Source organism: Polaribacter sp. Hel1_33_96 (assembly GCF_002846595.1).
Taxonomy (GTDB): Bacteria; Bacteroidota; Bacteroidia; order Flavobacteriales; family Flavobacteriaceae; genus Polaribacter.
Window position 1 is genome coordinate 2,490,678 of sequence record NZ_PJMV01000001.1, and the last position, 21,915, is coordinate 2,512,592.

Sequence of the window (21,915 nt, forward strand, 5' to 3'; positions counted from 1 at the left end):
AACAAACTTTTAAATAAGATTCTAAAACCTACTTTTTTAAGTAGGTTTTTTTATTTTTACATATATATGAAATTAACTAGTTTTCCAATTGGTATTTTTGATTCTGGAGTTGGTGGCACTTCTATTTGGAAAGAGATTAAGACACTTTTACCAAATGAAAACACCATTTATCTTTCTGACAGCAAAAATGCTCCTTATGGAGAAAAAAGCAAACAAGAGATTATTGATTTATCTATAAAAAATACAGAATATTTACTTCAAAAAGATTGTAAACTAATTGTTGTAGCGTGCAACACTGCGACCACAAATGCCATAAAAATATTAAGAAAAAAGTATGCTATTCCTTTTATTGGTATTGAGCCTGCTATAAAACCTGCAGCGATTCAAACTAAAACAAATAATATTGGAATACTGGCCACCAAAGGAACCTTGAACAGCGCGTTATTTGAAAAAACGACAAACACTATTACTAAAAAAATAACAACTATAGAAACAATAGGAAAAGGCTTAGTTGAATTGATTGAAAACGGGAAAATAAATTCTTCAGAAATGAATGAATTACTTTCTTCTTATATCACACCAATGCTAGAGGAGGATATTGACTGTTTGGTTTTAGGATGTACACACTACCCCTATTTAATCCCTCAAATTAGAGAAATCACTGGAGAGAAGATTCAGATTATAGATTCTGGAGAAGCAGTTGCAAAACAAACCAAAGCGATCTTAGAAAAACATCATCTTTTAAATAATAATGCAAGAAAAGGAAAGCATCAGTTTTACATCAATAAAAACAAACAAGTTTTAAAAATGCTCATTTCTAATGACAATAATGAGCTAGTGAAAATTGATGAAAGGGAGTTTTAAAATCGTCTAACAGAGGAATTAATGTTTGGACAAGCAGCAGCTCTTTGTTCTCTAGTCCATAAATTTATACCCACAGAAATTTGATGAAATCCAGATGTTGTTAAAACAGTCTCATTCATTTGGTTTGTGTATGTATAAGAAAACATTAAGTTATCATAATTTAAACCAATAATTGGAGATACAAATTGTGCGTTTTCGATAGCGTTAACATCAAAACTTTTTCGATATGAAAGTGCCGCCCAAAGTTGTAATTTTGAAAAATCCTTGTACACTTTCATATTAAAATCTGCAATTCGTTCTCCTGTACTCTCTCTAATTTGGAGCATCAAAGATGGTTCAAATTGAACAAAAAGATCTTGGCCAAAATAATATCCAGTAGAAAAAATATAATTTCTTAAATCTAAAGGTTCCTGAACATTTAAATTATTCTTAGCCGTTAATAATAAATTTTTTACTGTAAAATAGGAAGAAAAACCTCCCAAATGATAAGCAACACTAAAATCTGCGTTATAATAGCTTGTACTTTCTACAACAGCAGCAATTGCTCTATCTCCGGTAAAAGTTCTTTGGTCTGATTGATTTTGAACAAAGGTAAAAGCCAATCCAAAAGAAAGTTGATTAAACAGTCTCCCATCGGACATTGGCAAATGATATGCATAAGAACCTTGTATTCCTTTTTGAGAATGGAAACCGTTTTTATCATTGAATAAAACAAATCCATAACCGGCATTAGATTCTTCACTAATTTTGGTATGAAAACTCAAAGTTTGTAAAGCTGGTGCATTGGGTATTCCCGCCCATTGTTGTCTTGCAGTAAATCTTAATTTACTAGAATTACCAATACCTGCAGCCGATGGGTGCACTAAATATACATTATCAGAAAGATAATCTTGGTATATCGGCAACGTCTCTTGCGAATTAATTTTTAATGAAAAAAAGCATAAAAATAGTACGCAAAATCTAAAGTATAAAAACTTCATTCAAACACTGATTAATTTAAGTTATCAAATATATTCATTTTACAAGAACAAATACTTATCACCTGAAGTTTTAACACTATAATTAAACTAAAAAAAGAAAAATCTATTGCAATATTAATAATCAATGATTTTTAATTTTTACATGTTTGCACCTATACAGTATCCTTAATTTGAAACCCTAAATTAGCTTTTAACCAACTCTAATTCTAACTCTTCTAAAGATTTTCCTTTCGTTTCAGGTAATATTTTCACCAAAACAAAGAATCCTACTAACGCAATTATTCCAAAGATAAAAAAGGTAAGTGCATTTCCTAAATTAGATAACTCCCAAGGAAAAACTAACTGCACTAAAGAACTTATTAACGAATTTATAAAAGCAATAATACCAATTGCTAATCCTCTATATTTTAATGGATATAATTCTGACAATAATACCCACATAACTGGACCCAGTGAAAATGCAAAACAGGCTATAAAACCTAAAATTCCGATTAATATTAAAGTAGCATTAATCGTAGTTGCTGCTTCCAAAATAGCGCCATCATTCTTACTATATATTTTATTCCCTAAAATCGCTTTTACATCGTTCTTAAAATCAATATCATTATCATATACTTTATCTACAAAAGGTAGTAATTTTTGGGATTCAGAAAATTCTAATTGATTAATTTTTTCTGCTGATAATTGATATGTTGCCTGGTTAAAACCATAAGCACACAATAATAAACTAACTGCAATTCCCGCCGTACCGAACAACAATAAAGGCCTTCTGCCTGTTCTATCAATTAAATAAATAGCAACAAAAGTAAATATAACTGAAATCGAACTTAATAAAACTCCGGATGAAAAAGCAGCATCTGTTCCTATTCCTGTTTGTTTAAAAATAGATGTTGCATAGAAATACACTGCATTTATACCTGTAATTTGTTGCAAAACTCCAACAATTAAACCAACAACTAAAATAAAGCGTAATGATGATTTTAATATATCTTTAATTTTTAATGCTTCTTTGTTTTTCTCAGCATGTATATTTTTTTCGATAGCAGCAATTTCTTCCTCTCCTCTTTCAGTACCATGAATTTTATTCAAAACTATTTTCGCTTCCTCGAAATTCCCTTTTAAATATAACCAACGTGGACTTTTAGGGATAAAAAACAAGAAAATAAAATAACCTACTGCAGGAATAAACTCGACCCCTAACATCCATCTCCAAACGTTTTCATCGGTTAAAAAAGTACTTTCTGATGTATTATATTTATTAAAAAAATAATTACTTAAAAATGCCGCAAAAAAACCAAAAACAATGTTTAGTTGCTGCAAAGAAACTAACTTTCCTCTATTTTCTGCTGTTGAAATCTCTGCAATATAGATCGGTGCTAAAACCAACGCTGCACCAAAAGCGATACCGCCAATAATTCTTGCAACATATAGCATTTCATAAGATGATGCCATGGCAGATAAAACAGCAGAAATAGCATATAAAAAAGCTACAAAAATCAATGTTTTTTTTCTTCCAATAACATCACTCAACCTTCCTGAAAATAACATCGCAAACATGGCCGCAAATGAAGGGGCACTTACCACCCATCCAGATTGAATTTCGCTTAAATCAAATTCTGGCCCCGCAAAAGACATGACTCCGGAAATAATGCCGGCATCAAAACCAAAAAGGAATCCGCCTAATGCAACTATAAAACTTATAAAAATGGTGTATGCCTTATTATTCATAATTCATTTTGAATTTTAAAAAAGTAAATTTAGTAAATTATTGTTTGCATTGCACGTGGTGCTATTTCTAATACAGTTTCACTTTCACCAACAATAAGTTTATACCCTATTTTAGTATCTGTTTTATTCATCACTACGGTTACAATTTCCCCGTTTTTATTTTTAAAAGACGTACTTTCAATAGTGGTTCTGCTTGTTGTTGTGCTTACTCGCAAAGCTCCTGGATTTATGAATTTTGAAAAGTGACCAATATAATAATAGGTTGGTGTAAATGTCAATTCTCCTGTTTTTGTATCTGCATGAATTGGTGCAAAGCAAAAATTCTGAACATGATTTGGACCACCTCTTTCATCTAGTAAAATATTCCAATCTGTCCAACCAACAACACCGCTATTAAAATCGTTTATCATAGAATTTCCGTACCGTTCTGCATTTGGCCAAAATTGTAATTTTTCCGAATTAAATCCTTCTGCACAACCTTCTGTAAATAGCATATTCTTAGATGGAAAAGATTCATTTATGTTTTTTAGATTATCATATTTTGGCAAACCTCCAGTCCAAGTTTCATACCAATGAAAACCGATACCCCAAGCATATCTTGACGCCTCTGGATCTTCAAAAATAGTATTTGCTCTTTCAGAAATTAAATCTCTATTATGATCCCAAACAACAATTTTTTTATCTCCTAAACCTTCTTTTTCAAGTGTAGGTCCTAAATAATTTTTTAAGAAATCACGTTCTTCGGTAGCCGTATAAATACAAGACTCCCATCTTTGAACAGCCATCGGTTCATTTTGTATGGTTAAACCCCAAACAGGAATCCCTTCTTTCTCATACGCTTTAATAAACTTCACATAATAATCTGCCCAAGATTGACGAAATTCTGGAAGTAACTTACCTCCTCGTAACATATTTTTATTGCTTTTCATAAAAGCTGGCGGACTCCATGGACTTGCATAAAAAACGACATCATCCTTAATTAGTTCAATCGCTCTTTTTATAAACGGAATTCGTTTCTGTTTGTCTTTTTCAATTGAAAAAGTCTTTAATGCTGCATCACCCTCTTCAATATAGGTATGACTTCCTAAACCAAAATCACTACTATGAATACTCGTTCTAATAATATTATAACCAATACCTTCTTTACCATATAAGGATTGCAATAATTTATTTTGCTGCACATCATTTAACGTTGAAAAAACTTCAGCCGAAGCATCTGTAATAGCGCCACCAATGCCTAAATATTTCTGAAAAGTCTTTTTTGGGTTCACAAAAATAGCCACTTCGGTTTCTAACGGCTGTACCTTATTTTTAAAAGTTTGTTCACTTGTTTTTGTTAGTCTTAGCTCTGTATCTTTTGCTGTTGTATACACTCTCAGCGTTTTATTCTTGTAATTTTCTATAGAAGAAGTGGCCAAGTTTTCAGTTTTATTTACTTCTTTAATTTCTGAATCTGAACAAGATACAATTACTAGTAAAAAAAATAGTATGCTGCAATTTTTTAAGGTCATGTTTATAAAAATTAGAGATAGATGATTTTTCAAATATAATATTTAAATAAGATTAATCTAATAATTTTCGAAATTCATGTTTTACCCAATCAACTTCTAAAACCCATTCCCCTTTCATGGGTGCATCTGTGATTTTGGCGAAGTTTAAGATAGCAAACATCTTTTCGGGGTAAGTATCCCCCTCTCCAATATTTCGGTATATTTCTGTATCATCAACTCTATAAACGAGATCACTAACCTCCCACTCTACAGAATATTCGTGATAATCATTTAAAGTAACATCAAATCCTTTGCGTAAACTCCACCAATCACCTTTATCACATTCTCCTAAATTTTTAATAGCTCCGGCTGTGAAATGATTTTTCTGATGATCTCCATGATGTTCAAAAATATCGATCTCACCAGAACCGGTTAAAGGCCAGCAAATGTTTTCATCAGCTTCTTGAACTGGGGATTCGTTATTCTGCGCACCAAGAATCCACCAAGCAGGAAACATACTTGGTTCTCCATTGCTCTCAAGCTTTAATCTTGCTGTCCATTTTCCCTTTATAAATTCTTTTTTATTTTTTGATACTACTCTACCCGCCACATATTGGGTTTCTGGATGTTGTTTTCCATGTTTGTCAAAATTATCACAAGGACGTTTTGTGCCAATATTTATAACCTTTAACTTTAAGGAGCCATCACTAACTTCTCTAGTTCCGAATTCATTATCAGGAACATAACAATGTGTTTCGTTATTTACCCAAATACGCTGGTCTTGCCAATTTTCGGTATTAAAAACATCAAAATTATCCAAGAAATCTAATTCCCAAACATTAGACCCTACTATTTTTATTGGGTCTTTTTTATCTTTTATTTTACAAGATATTGTAAGAATCCCTATTGCAAAGAAACTTAGTATGTAGTAGAAATATCTATTTTTCATTTGATCTGTTTAATTGAATTATTTTAAATATTTTGATTTATGTTGTCCTAAAAAAACTGTATCCTCCTCTATACTCTGCTGATTCTTTTAGATATCTCAAAAGGAAGTGATAAACTTAAATACAGAATGGTAAAAGAATTAGGTATTTTCTTCCAGTAATTGTCTGTTTAATTTTTTATTAGTTTCTTTTGAAAACTTCCTTGATCCGTCTCTAAAATTAGAAAATAAATCCCAGAATTTAAATTAGATAAATTATAAACATTGTTTATTAAATTAGGTTTTAACTTTTGCACCAAACGTCCATTCACATCAATAATCTTTAGCTTCTTAATATTTTGTTGGTTATTTAATTTTACATAAAACCTCGCTGAAATAGGATTTGGAAAAACTACTACCTTATTATTTTTTGCTCTATCAAGACTTAAACTATTTACAAATTCGAATTCAAACCAGTTCATATTAAAACCAGCTTTTAAAACCTCCATTTTTAAAGTATAAACCCCTGCGTCTAAAACGGTTTTTGTAGATGTTGTTTGCCAAGATTGCCAACCACCTGTAACTGGCAAATCTATTTGAGAGATACTTTTAGTTGTTACATTATTAATTAATTTAAATTCAATTTTTCCTGCATTAGATTGCGCGGCTGTTCGCACATTTAGATTATAATTACCCCTGTCAGAAATATAAATTAAATACTCTGCATAATCACCAATATCTGTATAACCAATATTTTGTCCTGTTCCAATATCCGTTGTATTTTCTGTTTGCAGTCCAACTTGATTGGTGAACTCTTCGGCTTGTATTTTTCCTGGCACTAATAGTCTAGCTATTAAATTATTGTTGACAGTTAGATTTTCAAATACATCTAAATTTGAGTTGTATATTGATGTGATAATAGTACCGTTATAACTTACTTTAATTTGATCTTGATAGAATACATAATCTACCAACTTTATAGTAATTATTCTGGTATTAGAAGCATCTATTTCTGCTGATTCTATGGTTCTCAAAGTATTGTTTACTTTTACTTCAAACAAATCATTTGTGAAGGTAGATTGGCTGGCTGGATGGTTTAAAACAATTTTTATAGATTTTTCATCCTCATTTGTACTCGCACTTAATACATCAAATATTGGAATTGCATCTGATGATTTTAGAAACTCAATACTACTCATATTAAATTCTGAATTCCCATTAATCTGCACTTTTAAAACATGTTTACCAGCTTCTAAATATGAATTTTTTATAGAATGATTTACAAAATTGCTCCAACCTCCGCTATTTCCTAAATTCACATTACCAGAAATATCAACCTCGTTAATAAAAAAATTTACTTTAGCCCCAGATTGCTCAGTTGCATATCTAAAATTCATATTATAGAAGCCCGTTTCTGTTACTTCAAGGGTATATTTTAACCATTCTTTATTTTTCGTATACCCAATATGATAACCATTGCTGTTTATATTATCTGAATTTGTTTGAATGTCTACACCATCATTTCTATAGTTCCAACCAGAATTCCATGGCTGATAATCTTCACCTGTAGACAACGTGTAGTTTGCATAATCAACATCATAATAAGCAATACCATTAGTTCCCAAATCATAATCAGACAAATAAACAATTCCTGGTAAGGTATGATTGGCATATGGAATATGTGTCTCATCTTGAGGCTGTCTTAAAACTGCATCTACAACATCTTTAAAATACACATTATTCTCTAACAATAAATCTGTGGTTAATTGGCTTAAACCCTCCACAGCGTCAGCAACAGATGGTTGTGCACCTTCATTTTTCCAATATTTAATAATCGCTTCGTAATTGGCATTGGAATTTATTGAGTATGGACATACAATCGTAGAAATTCTTTTCCAAGGCCACCAAGCCCAACCAATATCATTATCTTCTAGCAAGTTTATAGCTTCTGTAAACCAAACATTAGAATTTTCACCAGATTCCCCAAGCCAAAGAGGCACATTATGCTGTGCTCTAAGATCAAGCACCCATTGAATGGAAGCGGTGTCATTAAAAGTCCAATATTTATGCGGACTATATACCAAATTTGAATCCCAAGGAGGCGTTAAACCACTAAAATCATTGGCAAATCCATTTCCTTCAATAAAAAGGATATGATAAGAATCTACTGCTCTAATTTCATTTGTAATTCTTATATATAAATCACGAAGTACATTTGTTCCTAAAGGCCAATTCACTTCGTTTAATAAATCATAACCGCCAATCCATTCTTTATCTTTATAACGTTCTGCCAATTTTCTCCACAAAGCAACTGTTTTACTTTTGTTGAATTCGCTTTCCCATAGAGATGGTTTTGTATCGTCATAATCTGAGATTGCTGCATCTTTTCCTTGTCCTCCAGGCGCTGCATGTAAATCTAAAATCAAATAAATTTGATTGGATTCGCACCAAGTTAAAAGCTCATCTACCATGTCAAAACCAGTATTTAGCCAAGTATTTTCTCCTTCTACAGATTCCTGTTCTATAGGCAAGGTAAATAAGTTGTAATGCATTGGCAATCGTATACTATTATATCCCCATTTTGCTATAGAATCCACATCTTGTTTTGTAACAAAGTTCTTTCTCCAATTCGTGTAAAATTCTGCTGTTTTCTGCGCTCCAATTAATCTTGTTAGTTTTTCTATAAACTCATGTTGAGTATCTACTACTCCAGAAGAATTCATCATATACCCTTCTTGCAACATCCAACCACCTAACCCAACTCCTTTTAACAGCACCTCATCACCATTGGAGTTTACTATCTTTTTCCCAAGAGCTCTTAAACCTTGTGAACTTGCAGAAACTGTAAAAATCAGAAGTACATAAAAACAATACTTTTTTATAAAATTCATTTATTACTTGTATTATAGATTATCTAAACCGAATAATGTTATTTCTGAGCCTACCGTTATTTGAGTGCTCCCATAATTAGACGTAATCTCGAATTTGAGGTATCTAAATTCTTCTGACGTATTTGCTAAACTAAATTCGTGACCATCTATTGCTTCTTGAAAAGCTGCTGTTGGTATATTTCCTGAAGCATCTCTTGGATCACCAATATCAAATTGACCAAGTAAATTCCAAGTTTGAGAATCTGAACTAGCATATAGATTAAAAGACTTTATATTTTCTTCTTGATAATGATATGTAATACCACCTCCATTATACCAAAAAGCTCTTTGCCAAACTTTAAACCGTTGAATTTTAACATTCTTATTAAAATCGATAACAATGTCTAAAGGAAAATTTAAACTTCCTCCATTATTCTCTCTGGTAGCAATAAAATAGCTATTATCTGCATCCGTTTCAACAGTATCTACAACATCATCCCAAAAGTTTACGGTTCTTCCTTCATAAGCATCTCCATTTATAGATTGTCCACTTACTAAAGTCCAAGTCGACTTATCAATTTTCTCTTCAAATAAAGGAGTGTATTTTCCTTTTTCTTCTAGTTCCGTGATGTTACCATCAAAATCTTCAACTTTCGTAGAAAATGCCAGTTCTGAAGAGGCTAAACCTCTGATAAAAATACTTTCTTGTGCGTTGTTTGATGATAATATTCTAATGGTTTCATTTGCTCCATCCAAAATATGCACGTAAACAAAAACTGTTTTTGAAGCAATGTTATCCCAAGTAATTTTTACACCTCCTAAATCTGGATTTATTGCGATACTCTCTTGCACTAAAAAAATAAAGGACTTTAGTGGGATGAAATCAATTTCAACAGTCTCTGATCTATTTTCACTTTCATCTACCACATATAATTTCACTTTAACAGCCGAAGTTTGGTTTAATCCGTTTACCTCTAAAAAAGTATTATACTTGCTAGAAACTCTAAAAACCTCTTCATCTTGTGAATTAAAATATACCGCTTTCACATACAATATATCGTCATCAGAAGGAAGTGAATAATTTATGATTCCTCCGCCATTTGTTGGCGTTACAGAAATATTAGATAGTATTCCTGGAGGTGTTGTGTCAAAATCCTCATTATTAGAGCAAGCAATAAGTGTAGCTAAAATAAAGATTGAAAAAAGCAGTACTTTGTTTATTTGTTTTTTCATAATGATATATTTTTTTACCAACCTGGATTTTGGATTAAATTAGGGTTCCTAGACAACTCTGTAAAACTTATAGGTTGTAAATAATCTCTAGGTGAATTAAAGGATCGTTGACTTACATCCTTAATTTGATAATAATTAGCCTCTGTTTCTTCATCTACAGACCATCCTTTAATTGGGGTTGTAAAATACTTTTCTGCTAATTTCCATCTTCTAACATCGTAATATCTGTGACCTTCAAAAGCCAACTCTATCATTCTTTCTTGTTGAATAATTTCTCTTAAACCTTCTTTACTCGTGTGCTTATTTGGTGTTGCGGCAAAAGTTGCATTGCTCCAAGCATCTTGCACCGTTGGTATTCCTGCGCGTTCTCTAATTTTATTTAAAGCTTCATAGACTTCCATAGAAGGTCCACTAAATTCATTTAAAGCTTCTGCATAATTTAAATACAACTCACTTAATCGCATCATTGGCCAAGGATACGTAATTGCTTTATTATATGCATCTCCTTCAGAATCTTGATGCACTAGCTTTTTAAGTGCATACCCTGTTACTAAATAGTCTCCTGTGTTTGCAACTCTGCCATGCAGCTCTCCTTCGCGCATTTTAAGATTCCAAAGACTTCCCCAGGTTCTGTTCAATCCTCTATCAAATCCTAAAGATGCATAAAAACGAGGCTCTCTATTTAAGTTTAGTTTTGCAGTTCTATTTGCAAATTGGGCATAAAAACGTTGATTAAAAGCTATGGTGGTTGTGTTGTATCGATCAACATATTCAAAAGATAAATCTTCGTTAATCGGCAATCCATTTTTAGTGTAATAGGTTTCTACCATTCTTAAACTTGGCGCTAGCCATTGCCAAGAAGCTTCTACAGAAGAAGATGTTGGGTCTTTCATTAATGCTGGTGACTGAATCTGCCAATATTGTCCGTTTGTTACAGGACTAGAATTTCCCCAAATTAATTCAGAATTCCAAGGATCTGTAATTGCAAAACGATTATTATACTGATCTCTTACCAACTCAAATTGAAAATTATTCGTATCAAAAAGTGGAGGTGTTTCTGTATAATAATACATACTAGCACCTTGAGTAATTGCAGCATCTAAAGCTTCTTTTGCTGATTCAGCTGCTAATTCCCATTTAGAATCATCTTTATTTTGATTGAAAAAATGCTCTCCATTCACATTTACAAAACTTCCATATAAAGAAGTATTACCATTAAATAATGGACTTGCACTATACAACAACGCTTTTGCTTTAATAGATTTAGCAATTACCTGATCTATTCTTCCGATATCATTATTTCCAATAATTCTCTCAGGTAAATCAACAATAGCAGCGTCAATTGTTTCAATTATATAACTAAAACATTCATCAACCGTTTTTCTATCTAATCGCACAGCTTCGTCTGAAGCAGAAATTGGCAAATTCTCATCAACAATTGGAATTGGTCCGTAATTACTAACTAATAAAAAATGATAATACGCCTTCAAAAATATCACTTCAGCTTTCCACTGATTTTTCTCTTCCTGAGTCATGTCAACCACTAAATCGATATTTTCAACTAGCGTGTTACAACTTCGTATTCCTTCCCACAAAGAACCTTGCCCTCTTCCTATTGCAGAAAAACCAGACCAATAACCCATTATTGGTGAAGAAACATTTTGTTGGCCTTTCATTAATTTAATAGCGTTCGGTTCTTTAGGAATTGGCACTGCTAATTCATCACTTAGTAAAACATAACTTGCATATGTACCATCATTTTGCGGTAAATAACTATAACAATTTGCTAAAGCATTATAAGCTGTTTCTTTTCTATTAAAAAGTAAACTTAACTCTTGCGTTCCATCTGGCACAATATCTAAATAATCTTCGCAGCTTATAAATAGTGATGCACTACATAAAATAATTGCTAAAAATTTGTTTTTTAAATTCATTTTTTACTTTTTAAAATTTTACTTGAGCCCCAATATTAATAACTCTTTGAGGTGGATACCCTAAACCATTTCCTGCCGATTCTGGATCCCATAAATCGAATTTTGAGAAATGCAGTAAATTTAACCCTGTAATATAGATTCTTGTTTTGGCATTTGCGAAAATTTTTCCTGTAGTTTCTGGGATTGTAAAACCAAATTCTACACTTTTTAATCTTAAAAAATCACCATCTCTTAGCCACCAAGTAGATGGTTTTTGATTGTTTTCTATCTCATAAGTTGATAATCGAGGCCAAAAAGCATTGGGGTCAGGATTGTTTTCTGACCAGTGATTGTCAGCAATAATACTCAATGCGTTTCTTTCATTTACAAAAGGAGAAATATCATTAGGATTTATAAAAAACGACGATCTTGCAGAACCTTGCATAAATATTGAAAGATCGAAATTCTTATAGACCGCAGATACCCCAAATCCATAAACAATTTCAGGTACATTTGGCTTACCTATAGGTGCTTGATCTAATTCGTTTACAACCCCATCTTGATTTATATCTGTATATTTTATGTCTCCAGGCAGATAAGAGTTTGTGGTTGAAAATCCATTAAATTGCTCAGGAGAATTATTGATATCTTCCTCGTCTACAAACAACCGTTCGGCGATGTAACCCCATTGTTGATTAACAGGATGTCCAATTCTACTCAAGTTTTCATTTTGAAATTCTGGCTCTCCATTTACTAGTATCTCGTTTGTTGAATACGTAAAATTACCTCTAGCAGTTATATAAAAATCACTGTTAAAAGCATGATTATAATCAATAGATAAATCAACTCCTTTTGTTTTAACTTCTCCTATATTACTGCTAATTGTGGTTGTTAAACCAGCAGTTTCTGGAATATACTGACGTTCCATATAGATATCTTTACGATGTTCTGTAAAATAATCTGCTTGTAAATTTAATTTATTAAATAGCCCTAATTCTAAACCTATATTAGATTTTGTGGCAACCTCCCAAGTAACACTTTCATTTGCATACCTATTAATAATATATCCATTATAATAGTTGTTATAATTTGAGCCAAAAGAATATCCCGTTCCTCCATTATTGAGATTTACGTCAGATAGATAAAAAAAACGATCACTTGGGCCTGAAATACCATCATTACCAACTAAACCATACGTATATTTTAATTTTAATAAATTAATAGATGGAATATTTTTCTCAAAATAAGCTTCATTAGAAACTATCCAACCTAATCCTACAGAAGGGAAAAACCCAAATCTATTCTTTTCGGCAAATTTTTCTGATCCATTATATCCAAAATTAAATTCACCAAAATATCGACTATCATAACTATAAGAAGTTCTTCCGGATATACCCATATTTCTGGATGGTAATGTGGAAAAAGCAGTATTACCGCCTATTGTATTTAAAGCTTCCTGAAAATAACTTACCAATAAACCACCTACTTCATGTTTCTCTTTGATGGTGCTGTTGTATTCTAAAACAGCTTCATAATAAAAATTACTATTACCGTAGTTATTCACTGTAGGGTTATTTAAAAACTCTGTACCTTCTTGAATTTGATAAAGTTCATTTACAACTCCTTGTGGCGTTAGCGTTTCATTCGCGCCATAGTAAAAAGGTGTAAAACTACGTTCGTTTTGATTCTCTGTAAATGTTCTTACAGAAGCCATAGCTCTTAACTTTAAGCCCTCTGTAATAAAACTTAAATCCTGTTTAATTTGAAATTGAGCTAATGTTGTATTTGCAAAACGATCTTTATAACCTCTTACACTTTCTGCATATGGGTTTGCAAAACTACCATTACCTTTATTTCCAAAAAGAATATGGTTGAAGTTCGCAGTTGCTTCATCTGGTTCATAAGCTTTTGGGAAATTCGCTGGATTTGCTTGTGCTACTTGATAAAAAATATCTGAAGCACCTATAATAGGTCCGTTATAGCGCTCGAATAATGAATAAAATTTAGCAGAAACTTTCGTTGTTTTAGTTAAATTGATATTAATATTCGCTCTTAAATTAGATCTATTAATATCAATATTATTATTAAAATTATTTAGAGGGTCTACTTTTAACAACCCTGTTTCATTTGCACTTGTAACCGATAAATAATATTGAGCAACTTCTCCACCTCCATTGATATTTACATTCAATCTTTTATTGAGGGCAAAATCTTTAAATAATTCATTATACCAATCTACATCCGGATAAATATTTGGATTAAGACCATTTCTTGTTCCTTCTATTTTTTGCTTTGAATATAATAAGGTTGCAGACTGATCTCTAGATCTCTGCGCTCTGTTATACAACTCCATATAATCTACAGCTCCTAAAAAACTATTTATTTTAGAAGGACTTGATAATGAACTTTCATACCGCACAGATACTTTCGCCTTTCCCTTTTTTCCTTCCTTTGTAGTTACTAAAACGACACCATTTGCACCTCTTGCTCCATACAAGGACGTAGCTGTTGCATCTTTCATAATTGAAAAAGAGGCAATATTATCGGGTTCTAAACGTGCTAAATCTGAGGCAGTTATTTGCAGTCCATCTAATAAAATTAAAGGACTATTATTAAACCCAAATGTCGTTACACCTCTAATAAAAAAAGCGGCGTTATCAGCTCCTGGCTCTCCAGATCTTTGATAAGAAATTAAACCAGATATTTTACCTGCCAATGCATTTGTTATATTAGAAGTTGGTTGTTTTAATTCTGCAGCTTTTAATGTAGTAATGGAACCAATAACACTGTTTTTCTTTTGTTTTGAAAATGCAACAACCTGAATTTCATCTAATTGATCTAAACTTTCTTTTAAGATTACATTGATTATCTTATTTGTTAAAACCTTTATCTTTTGTTTTTCAAATCCTAAATAGGCAAATAATAGCGTTGCATTTGGAGTCTTTATATTAAGAACATATTTACCATCAAAATCTGTTGTAGTTCCATTAGTCGTTCCTTCTACTAATACTGAAACTCCAGGGAGGAGATTTCCAAAGCTATCTATAACTTCTCCTGATACTATTGTGGTTTGAGAGAAAGAGATAGTAGGACAAAAAAGGGTAATAATAAGTATTAATTTTAAAAATAATGCCGTTAGTTTGTTCATGCTTATTTTTTGTAAAAAGCATAACAGAAGAAAAATCCTCTGTTACGCTTAGATAAATATTATTCTTTAATTAGCTTTCTAAATTGACCGTTAATTTCTAAAAAATAAAACCCTCGTTTTAAACTACCAATAGACAACTCGTTATTTTCAATAGTCCTTTTAAGAACTTGTTTAGAATTCACATCAAAAATTCTAATTTCTTTTTTCCCGTCTATATTAATAAAGGTTATCAAATCTTTTGTAGGATTTGGGAAAAACTGAAAACTAGTTTTATCAAAATCATTTGTAGAAGCTGTACCTTGTAATTGAGGTCCTTTTACATCATCTATATAAAATGTAGTATCTGTTGTATCTCCCCTGCCTAAGAAAATAAATAAATGATCAAAACTTACATTATCTGCTAATTCAGATGTATTTAAATACACTGTTTGCCACTGATTTTCTACAATAACTTCTTCATCAGTTTCAAATTGAGCGGTAATATCTCCATCCTCTTTTGCATCTGCTAACTTAAATCTTATACCTGTTTTTATTGAAGAATAGACTCTAAAAGAGAATATATCATCTTTAGACGCATCAAAAGGTCCATTTAATTGAAAGTGAATTCTTTCCCAGCCTCCCCATGAGTTTCCTTTATCCCATTTGGCAACCATATTGCTTCCTCCTGCTGGATCTGCAACTGCAGTGTAAGACCCTGCTGGATCTCCCATCGTTTCTGAAACCGTAGTTAAAGATGTACCGTCAAAATCGTTATAAGTGACCATTGTTGTAGCTATAGCCGTCGTGGTAAATGTTGCAGAAACTCCGGTAATAGCGGTATCATTTTCTTTATACTCAATCGTATTATCTTTAATTCCGTACCAATATGTGGTATTTACATTTAATATATCTGAAGGACTTATGACAATCGTAGATTTATCATCACTTAAAAGAGCATTCATAGAAACGACAGTACCCGATGCATCATTTTCTCTTAACTCTACAAAACTGGAAATATCGGTTATCGTAGTATCGTCTAAATTTCTAAATTGAAAATTTGACGAAATAGTTGGTTTTTCAAATTGAGAAACATCTGTAGCTCCGTTTTCAGGTGTAAGCGTATTTTCTATAGCCGGCGCAACATTACTTTTTAAGTAGTCATCAAAATAATATAGGTCTCCTACTGAAGAATTTCCCGCTCCATCTTTATCAAAATAAATTTGAACTCTATCGTAATTTGTTGCGGTAATAGCTCCGTAATTAAAGACCAATTCTACCCATTTATTGGTTTCTGTAACTTCTATTTTTTGCTCCTGTCCCTGTCCCCAATCAGGATAATTTTGAGCTTTAATAGAAACTGCGACAGGCTTATTTACCCATACTTTTACTTTAATAAAAGGTGTTTCAGAAAAATCAAATGGAACTAATGGAGTTGCTCCATTTACTAAGGAATTCTCTAAACCAGCATCATTACCATTATAGGTATATTGAGCTACATTATCTGAAACATTAATTCCAGTCTTGTCAGGGTTATCAATTTTTGCAAAACCAACACCACCCCAAGATTCAAACCCAACATCTTCATTGGTAGTATCAAAATCGAATAAAACTTCGTTAATATCGCCTGTCACTGCTGCTTTTGTTTCAAAGCTTGCAGAAACTTCAGTTACAGCAACACCAGTTGAATATTCTATAGAATTATCTACGACACCATACCAATAGGTTGCAGAATTCTCTAAATCATTTATTGGGTCTATTATAATTTTATTTTTATCACCATTAATCGATGCCGTAAAGGCAACATCCGCACCATTTGAATCGCCTACTTTTAAGGCAACTTTAGCCGTTAAATCTGTAATCTCAGAATCGTCTAAATTTCTAAACGTACCATTAGAAGTAATTTCTAAATTTGTTGCAATAGAAACATCTGTTACACTATTTGCAGGGTTGTATTGCTGTGCAGGACTTGCATATAAAGCTGGTCCTGTAATTTCATCAAAGAAATAGATATCTCCTTGTGATGTATTTGCACCACCAATTTTAATAACAATATTGTTCATATAAATATTAGATGATGCACTGCTAAAATCGAAAGTTAACTCTGTCCATTTGTTTACATCAGCAGCTCCAATAAATGCAGCAACTTCAATATTATTTCCCCAGTCAGGATCATTCTCTAAATGAAAAATAACATCAATTTCTTCGGTAGAAAATACCTTCATTTTAAAAACTGAATTAGATTCTAAATTAAAAGGTGATGCAAATACCGTTTTTGCATCTATAACTCCAATTCCAATCTCATTATCATCACCAACTGTAAACTGACCTACAAAAGAAGATCCGTTTAAAGCATCTGGTGCTGGGTTCGTTATTTTAGTAAAAGTGGAAGAAGTATTCCAGCTGTTAAAAACAATGTTTTCGTTGTTTGTGTCAAAATCAACATGAGTGACTTCTTGAGCGTTTATAGCACTAAAAGTTACTAATAAAAGTAAGAGTAATTTTTGTTTCATAATAAATGATTAATTAAGTTAAAATAACATAGAAACTAGTCAATTATAAGGTTGTTTGATTTGTAACAAATTCTTAATTTTATATAAAAATTGCAGTACTAGAAAAAACAATTATAATTTTAGTTGATAACAAATTTGAAGTAAAATTCCTTATTTAACAATTTTTTAACCTCTACAAAAGTTAATAAAAGTAAAAATACACCTCTACAAAACCTTTGTTAAAAAATATAAGTAATTGATTATTAGAGATAAAATTTTTATTTAAATTTTTTGAATGTAGTTTACAAGATTTACATCTTTACCTAAATTAAATTTTTTACGAAGTCTATAACGACTTTGTTCTATACTTCTAATTGCTACATTCATTAAAGAAGCAATTTCTTTTGAAGAAAGATTTAGTTTTAAATAAGCACATAACTTAATTTCATTGGAAGATAAATCTGGATGTGCTTCTCTTAAATTTTGAAAAAATTGAGAATGAGAATTACGAAAGTGAAGCTGAAAGGATAACCAATCTTCTTTATCTATTAATTGATTATTAATTTTTTTAATTACTTTTTTTAAGGAGTAATGTAATGCGCTATTTACTATCTCTTTGTCAATTTTTTTAAGATCATTTATCAAATCGGTTAGCAATTCATTTTTCTTAATGTTATTTAAGGTAGAAGAGGCTAATGCTGAGTTTTTCTTTTTGATTTCAAGATTTAAATTCTCTTCTTTTAAAATAAATAGCTCCTTATCTGCTGCCATTTTTTGTAATTCAAACCTTTCTTTTTGGCGCACTCTTTTTTGTTTTTCTAACTGTTTTAATCGAATTACATATTTTTCATTTTTCTTTTTTAAATAAGTTCTATACCCAATAAAAAAAAGCAGGAAGGATACTAAATAAATTGTTTTTGCCGTATTATTTATATACCAAGGATATTCCATGTAAAATGGAATTTCTACCATCTTAAACTCACTATCTACCTCTCTTTTTGTTCTTAATTCTAAAACATAACTTCCAGAGGTTAACCCTGGAAATTTAATTTCGGGTTCAAAAACCCAAGATGACCATTCATTATCTAAACCATTTAACCTGTATTGATACTGTCTAGAATTACTTAAAGGAACATTTGGTAAAGCAACTTTAATTTTTAAGAAATTATTATTATGTGGAACTTTTAATTCATTGTTAATATCAATTGGAGCATTTATAGTATCCGTTGAACTTATAAATTCCATTAATTTAACGGTAGGTGCATTTTTTAAAGAAGCTCCTGTTTTAGCACTAATACTATGAAAAACGATACCATTATCTATACCAATAGCATAATTAGCATTGTTAATTTTCTCAACTTTATTAAAGTCTTTTAAGTGTTTGTCCCAAACGGTAAAAAAAGGTTCTTGGTATTTCTGAAAATCGTTTCCATCTCTTAAAATATAGCCTAAAAAATTAGCTGTAGCATACCAGAACACGTTTTCATTTTGGTGCACATAATTTATATTTTTTAAGCCTTTAAATATTTCTGAAGGATATTTTGCTTTTGAAAACGAATTATCTATGGCATCATAATAAAAGAACCCTTTTGGATTGTAAAAAACTAAGTTTCCATCAATCTTACAAATGTATGCGTATGCTTCGATGTTTGAATTTTCTACTCCATAAAACTCTACCTCGTTAATTGTTAATCCATTTTGAGACAATCTTAATCTATAATATCCTTTTGAAGGATGTGCAACCCAAATTTGCCCATATTGGTCAAACTCTATAAACCGTGATGATTCTCCAAAATCATCAAACTTCTTTAGAAATTTCCATTGCTTATTTTTTTTCTGAAAAACAGCTATTCCAGAATAAAAACCTACATACAATAGGTTATTAATCTTTGGGTGTGTTTTAAAAACCCATCCTCCACCTTCAACATGAATCGTTTTCAGAGAATTATTTTCTAACAAGGAAATTCCTTTGTTACTGCCCACTAAAATCTGGTTATCAATTTTATCAATTTCCCAAATTTGCTCTGCACTTTGATCAATTAACTTTGGTTCTGAATTCGCTTTGTTGATGTTTTTATAGAATAATCCTTGGTTGGTGCCTAAATACAATATTGAATCATTTAAAAAACTTGTATAGACCGTCCCAAAATTACTTTTTGTATCTAATAAATATTTTGTCTCACTCTTTACTTCAGCATAGCAAATACCAGATTCTGTAGCCAACCAAATGTTGTTGTTGTTATCTTTAAATACATTACGAATAGCATTGTTCTCGATTCCATTGTTTTTATTAAAATGAGCTACTTTCTTGCCATCCTTAGAAATAATATAAAACCCATTTCTTAAAGTTCCTACAATAAAATTACCTTCCGTATATTTTTTAACATCGGTAATGATATAATTTTCAACTTCCTTGTTAATCTTCCATTCTTTTTTTCGCAGAATTCCGTCTTTAGCATGCCAAAAGCCATTATTTTTTGTGGCTATTAGCAATCCTTTTTTATCCTCTTCAAATACCTCAATAATGTCTAAAGAAGTATCTTCAGTACCTTTAATTATTCTTTGTTCTGAGTTTATTATTTCAAATAAGCCAATAGAAACATCTTGAACAAATGCTCTGTTATTTGAAGAGAAAAGAGCACTAAACCCTTTAGTTGCAGTTATTATATTTATTTTTTTAGTAAGAGGATTGTAACTATGTATTTGCTGAAAAGATTGAAATAAAATCTTTCCATCTACCGCCACTATATTTGAAAAAACAGGCAATAAAGGTGCCGTTTTACTTGGATGTTTAAAAAATAAACTTGAATAGTCTAGAATACCTTTCTTATTTTTAGACCAGTATCCAAAACCACCATGACCAGAAGTGTAAATGTGCTGATCGTCTGCATATAAAACTGATCGAAGATCTGTTTCTTCTTTTAAAGAATAATTCACCCATCTAAAACCATCAAATTCTAATAAAGATCCTGAGGTAGCAAAATACATTTCTCCATTCTTATTTTGAGAAATATCAAAAGTTCTTAAATCTATTTTAACCTGTTTTTTTGAAAAATTTTTAATAAAAGGATTTCCAAATTGGTCGTTTATTTGACTATGGGTATTCTTAAAAAAAAACAAAAACAATATAGAAAGCAAAAATAATTTTGTTCTTTTAAAGTGTTTAAATAAAATGTTGTTTTCCAAGCCCCTTACTTTTCTTACCAATTATTAAAATTATAATTAAAGTAAATTTACATCAAAAATATTATTTATTTTTTTAGGCATCAACTCTTTAGATAATAAAAACTTAAATTATAAAAAATAGCGCCACCACAAATATCAAATCTTTTTAAATTTCATGCAGATGTTTTAAGATTGGCTGCGTTTCTTTAATCAATAACTTTTAAGGGTAAAACCAAAAGACAACATACTATCTTCTTGTTTTTGATTTTCTATAACAATACTCTCGCGTGAATGCAGATAATTTATTTTAAAGTTTAAAAACTTCCAGAGCGGCAGTTCTAATCCAATATCTGCTTGCCAACGAAAATTATTACTATGCCCAAGAGAAGGCTGAAAATAAAGTTCATGATTTACAATTACTTTTTTCTCGAACAATTTATAGGCACCATTTACCCAAAAAGTACTCCGAAATGTATTGATTGATTGTCTTCCATTATACTCAGAAAGGTTAAATCTTGTTTTAGCAAATTTTGTCTGTTCATATTCACTAGAAATCGAAAATTTAAGCCAATGCTCTTTATGATTCAAAATTTGGTAGGTAACTCCTGCGCCCACCAAAGATCGTAATTCGATTTCCCTCCTAAAATTGGTGCTTACAAAACCCAATACCAACGGATATATTTTTCGATCTGGATTAAAATATAAAAAATTAAGACTTAAAATATCTTCATCTGCCTTGTCCTTTCCAAACTCCTGATAAACGTAAGAATTTTTGGTTTTGAAAACCCATTTCTCATGAAGTTTTAAACTCAAATCTGATTTTGCTCTAAAAATTAAGGTTTCCACATTTCCTCCTTGCCAAAAGCCGGTTAAAGAAAGATTTGCCTTTACCTTTAACGTATCACTTTCGTTGATTTGGGCAGAAAGAAAGATAGGGAAAAACAAAAAATAAAATAAAATTTTTTTCATTCTAATTTGCAATTATATTACTCTTATTAAGATGCTCGAAAGATACTTATTTATGAATTAAGAACAAAGAATTTAAAGATTCTCAAATCAATGAGCCTGCAAAAATCGATGCTTCTGATCAATAGAATAGGGCAATAATATCAGTTACAGTATGTTTCCGAA

The 21,915-nt window shown here is 31.1% G+C and carries 12 protein-coding genes; 1 reads left to right on the plus strand and 11 read right to left on the minus strand.

The genetic code is table 11. The features are described 5' to 3' along the window. Nucleotides 1-66: 66 nt before the first annotated feature. Nucleotides 67-864 carry a glutamate racemase gene (gene murI / locus ATE90_RS10795; RefSeq protein WP_036783976.1) on the plus strand — a complete coding sequence of 266 codons (798 nt, stop codon included), beginning with the start codon at nucleotides 67-69 and terminating at the stop codon, nucleotides 862-864. Here murI and ATE90_RS10800 read toward each other — a convergent pair. From ATE90_RS10800 to ATE90_RS10850, 11 genes are all read right to left on the minus strand, one after another. Then, nucleotides 861-1,844 (minus strand): PorP/SprF family type IX secretion system membrane protein, encoded by a 984-nt coding sequence (locus ATE90_RS10800; RefSeq protein WP_036783979.1) that lies wholly within the window; start codon nucleotides 1,842-1,844, stop codon nucleotides 861-863. The two genes, murI and ATE90_RS10800, sit on opposite strands and share 4 nt — an antisense overlap. Nucleotides 1,845-2,027: 183 nt before the next feature. Further along, nucleotides 2,028-3,572, minus strand: a complete 1,545-nt coding sequence (locus ATE90_RS10805) for a sugar porter family MFS transporter (protein WP_036783981.1) — start codon at nucleotides 3,570-3,572, stop codon at nucleotides 2,028-2,030. 29 nt (nucleotides 3,573-3,601) lie between these two features. Beyond that, a complete protein-coding gene (locus tag ATE90_RS10810) occupies nucleotides 3,602-5,083 on the minus strand; it encodes a glycoside hydrolase family 30 protein (protein ID WP_036783985.1) in 1,482 nt (493 codons plus the stop codon). Between the two features lie 52 nt (nucleotides 5,084-5,135). Further along, nucleotides 5,136-6,011, minus strand: a complete 876-nt coding sequence (locus tag ATE90_RS10815) for a glycoside hydrolase family 16 protein (RefSeq protein WP_180335202.1) — start codon at nucleotides 6,009-6,011, stop codon at nucleotides 5,136-5,138. 167 nt (nucleotides 6,012-6,178) lie between these two features. After that, nucleotides 6,179-8,878: a carbohydrate-binding protein gene (locus ATE90_RS10820; RefSeq protein ID WP_052107493.1), complete on the minus strand. Its 2,700-nt coding sequence runs from the start codon at nucleotides 8,876-8,878 to the stop codon at nucleotides 6,179-6,181. A gap of 12 nt (nucleotides 8,879-8,890) precedes the next feature. Further along, complete coding sequence (locus ATE90_RS10825; RefSeq protein ID WP_036783987.1) at nucleotides 8,891-10,090, minus strand: DUF4959 domain-containing protein; 1,200 nt, start codon at nucleotides 10,088-10,090, stop codon at nucleotides 8,891-8,893. Between the two features lie 14 nt (nucleotides 10,091-10,104). Further along, nucleotides 10,105-12,024, minus strand: coding sequence for a RagB/SusD family nutrient uptake outer membrane protein (locus ATE90_RS10830; RefSeq protein ID WP_036783989.1), 1,920 nt, complete (start codon nucleotides 12,022-12,024; stop codon nucleotides 10,105-10,107). Nucleotides 12,025-12,034: 10 nt separating this feature from the next. Next, the gene (locus tag ATE90_RS10835) at nucleotides 12,035-15,151 is read right to left on the minus strand and encodes a SusC/RagA family TonB-linked outer membrane protein (protein ID WP_101451390.1); all 3,117 of its coding nucleotides are present in this window, start codon (nucleotides 15,149-15,151) and stop codon (nucleotides 12,035-12,037) included. A gap of 59 nt (nucleotides 15,152-15,210) precedes the next feature. Continuing rightward, nucleotides 15,211-17,640, minus strand: a complete 2,430-nt coding sequence (locus ATE90_RS10840; RefSeq protein WP_101451391.1) for an Ig-like domain-containing protein — start codon at nucleotides 17,638-17,640, stop codon at nucleotides 15,211-15,213. A gap of 261 nt (nucleotides 17,641-17,901) precedes the next feature. After that, entirely contained in the window at nucleotides 17,902-20,805 is a 2,904-nt protein-coding gene (locus ATE90_RS10845; protein ID WP_254712316.1) for a hypothetical protein, read from the minus strand. A gap of 189 nt (nucleotides 20,806-20,994) precedes the next feature. Then, complete coding sequence (locus tag ATE90_RS10850) at nucleotides 20,995-21,753, minus strand: DUF481 domain-containing protein (RefSeq protein WP_036783994.1); 759 nt, start codon at nucleotides 21,751-21,753, stop codon at nucleotides 20,995-20,997. Nucleotides 21,754-21,915: the final 162 nt, after the last annotated feature.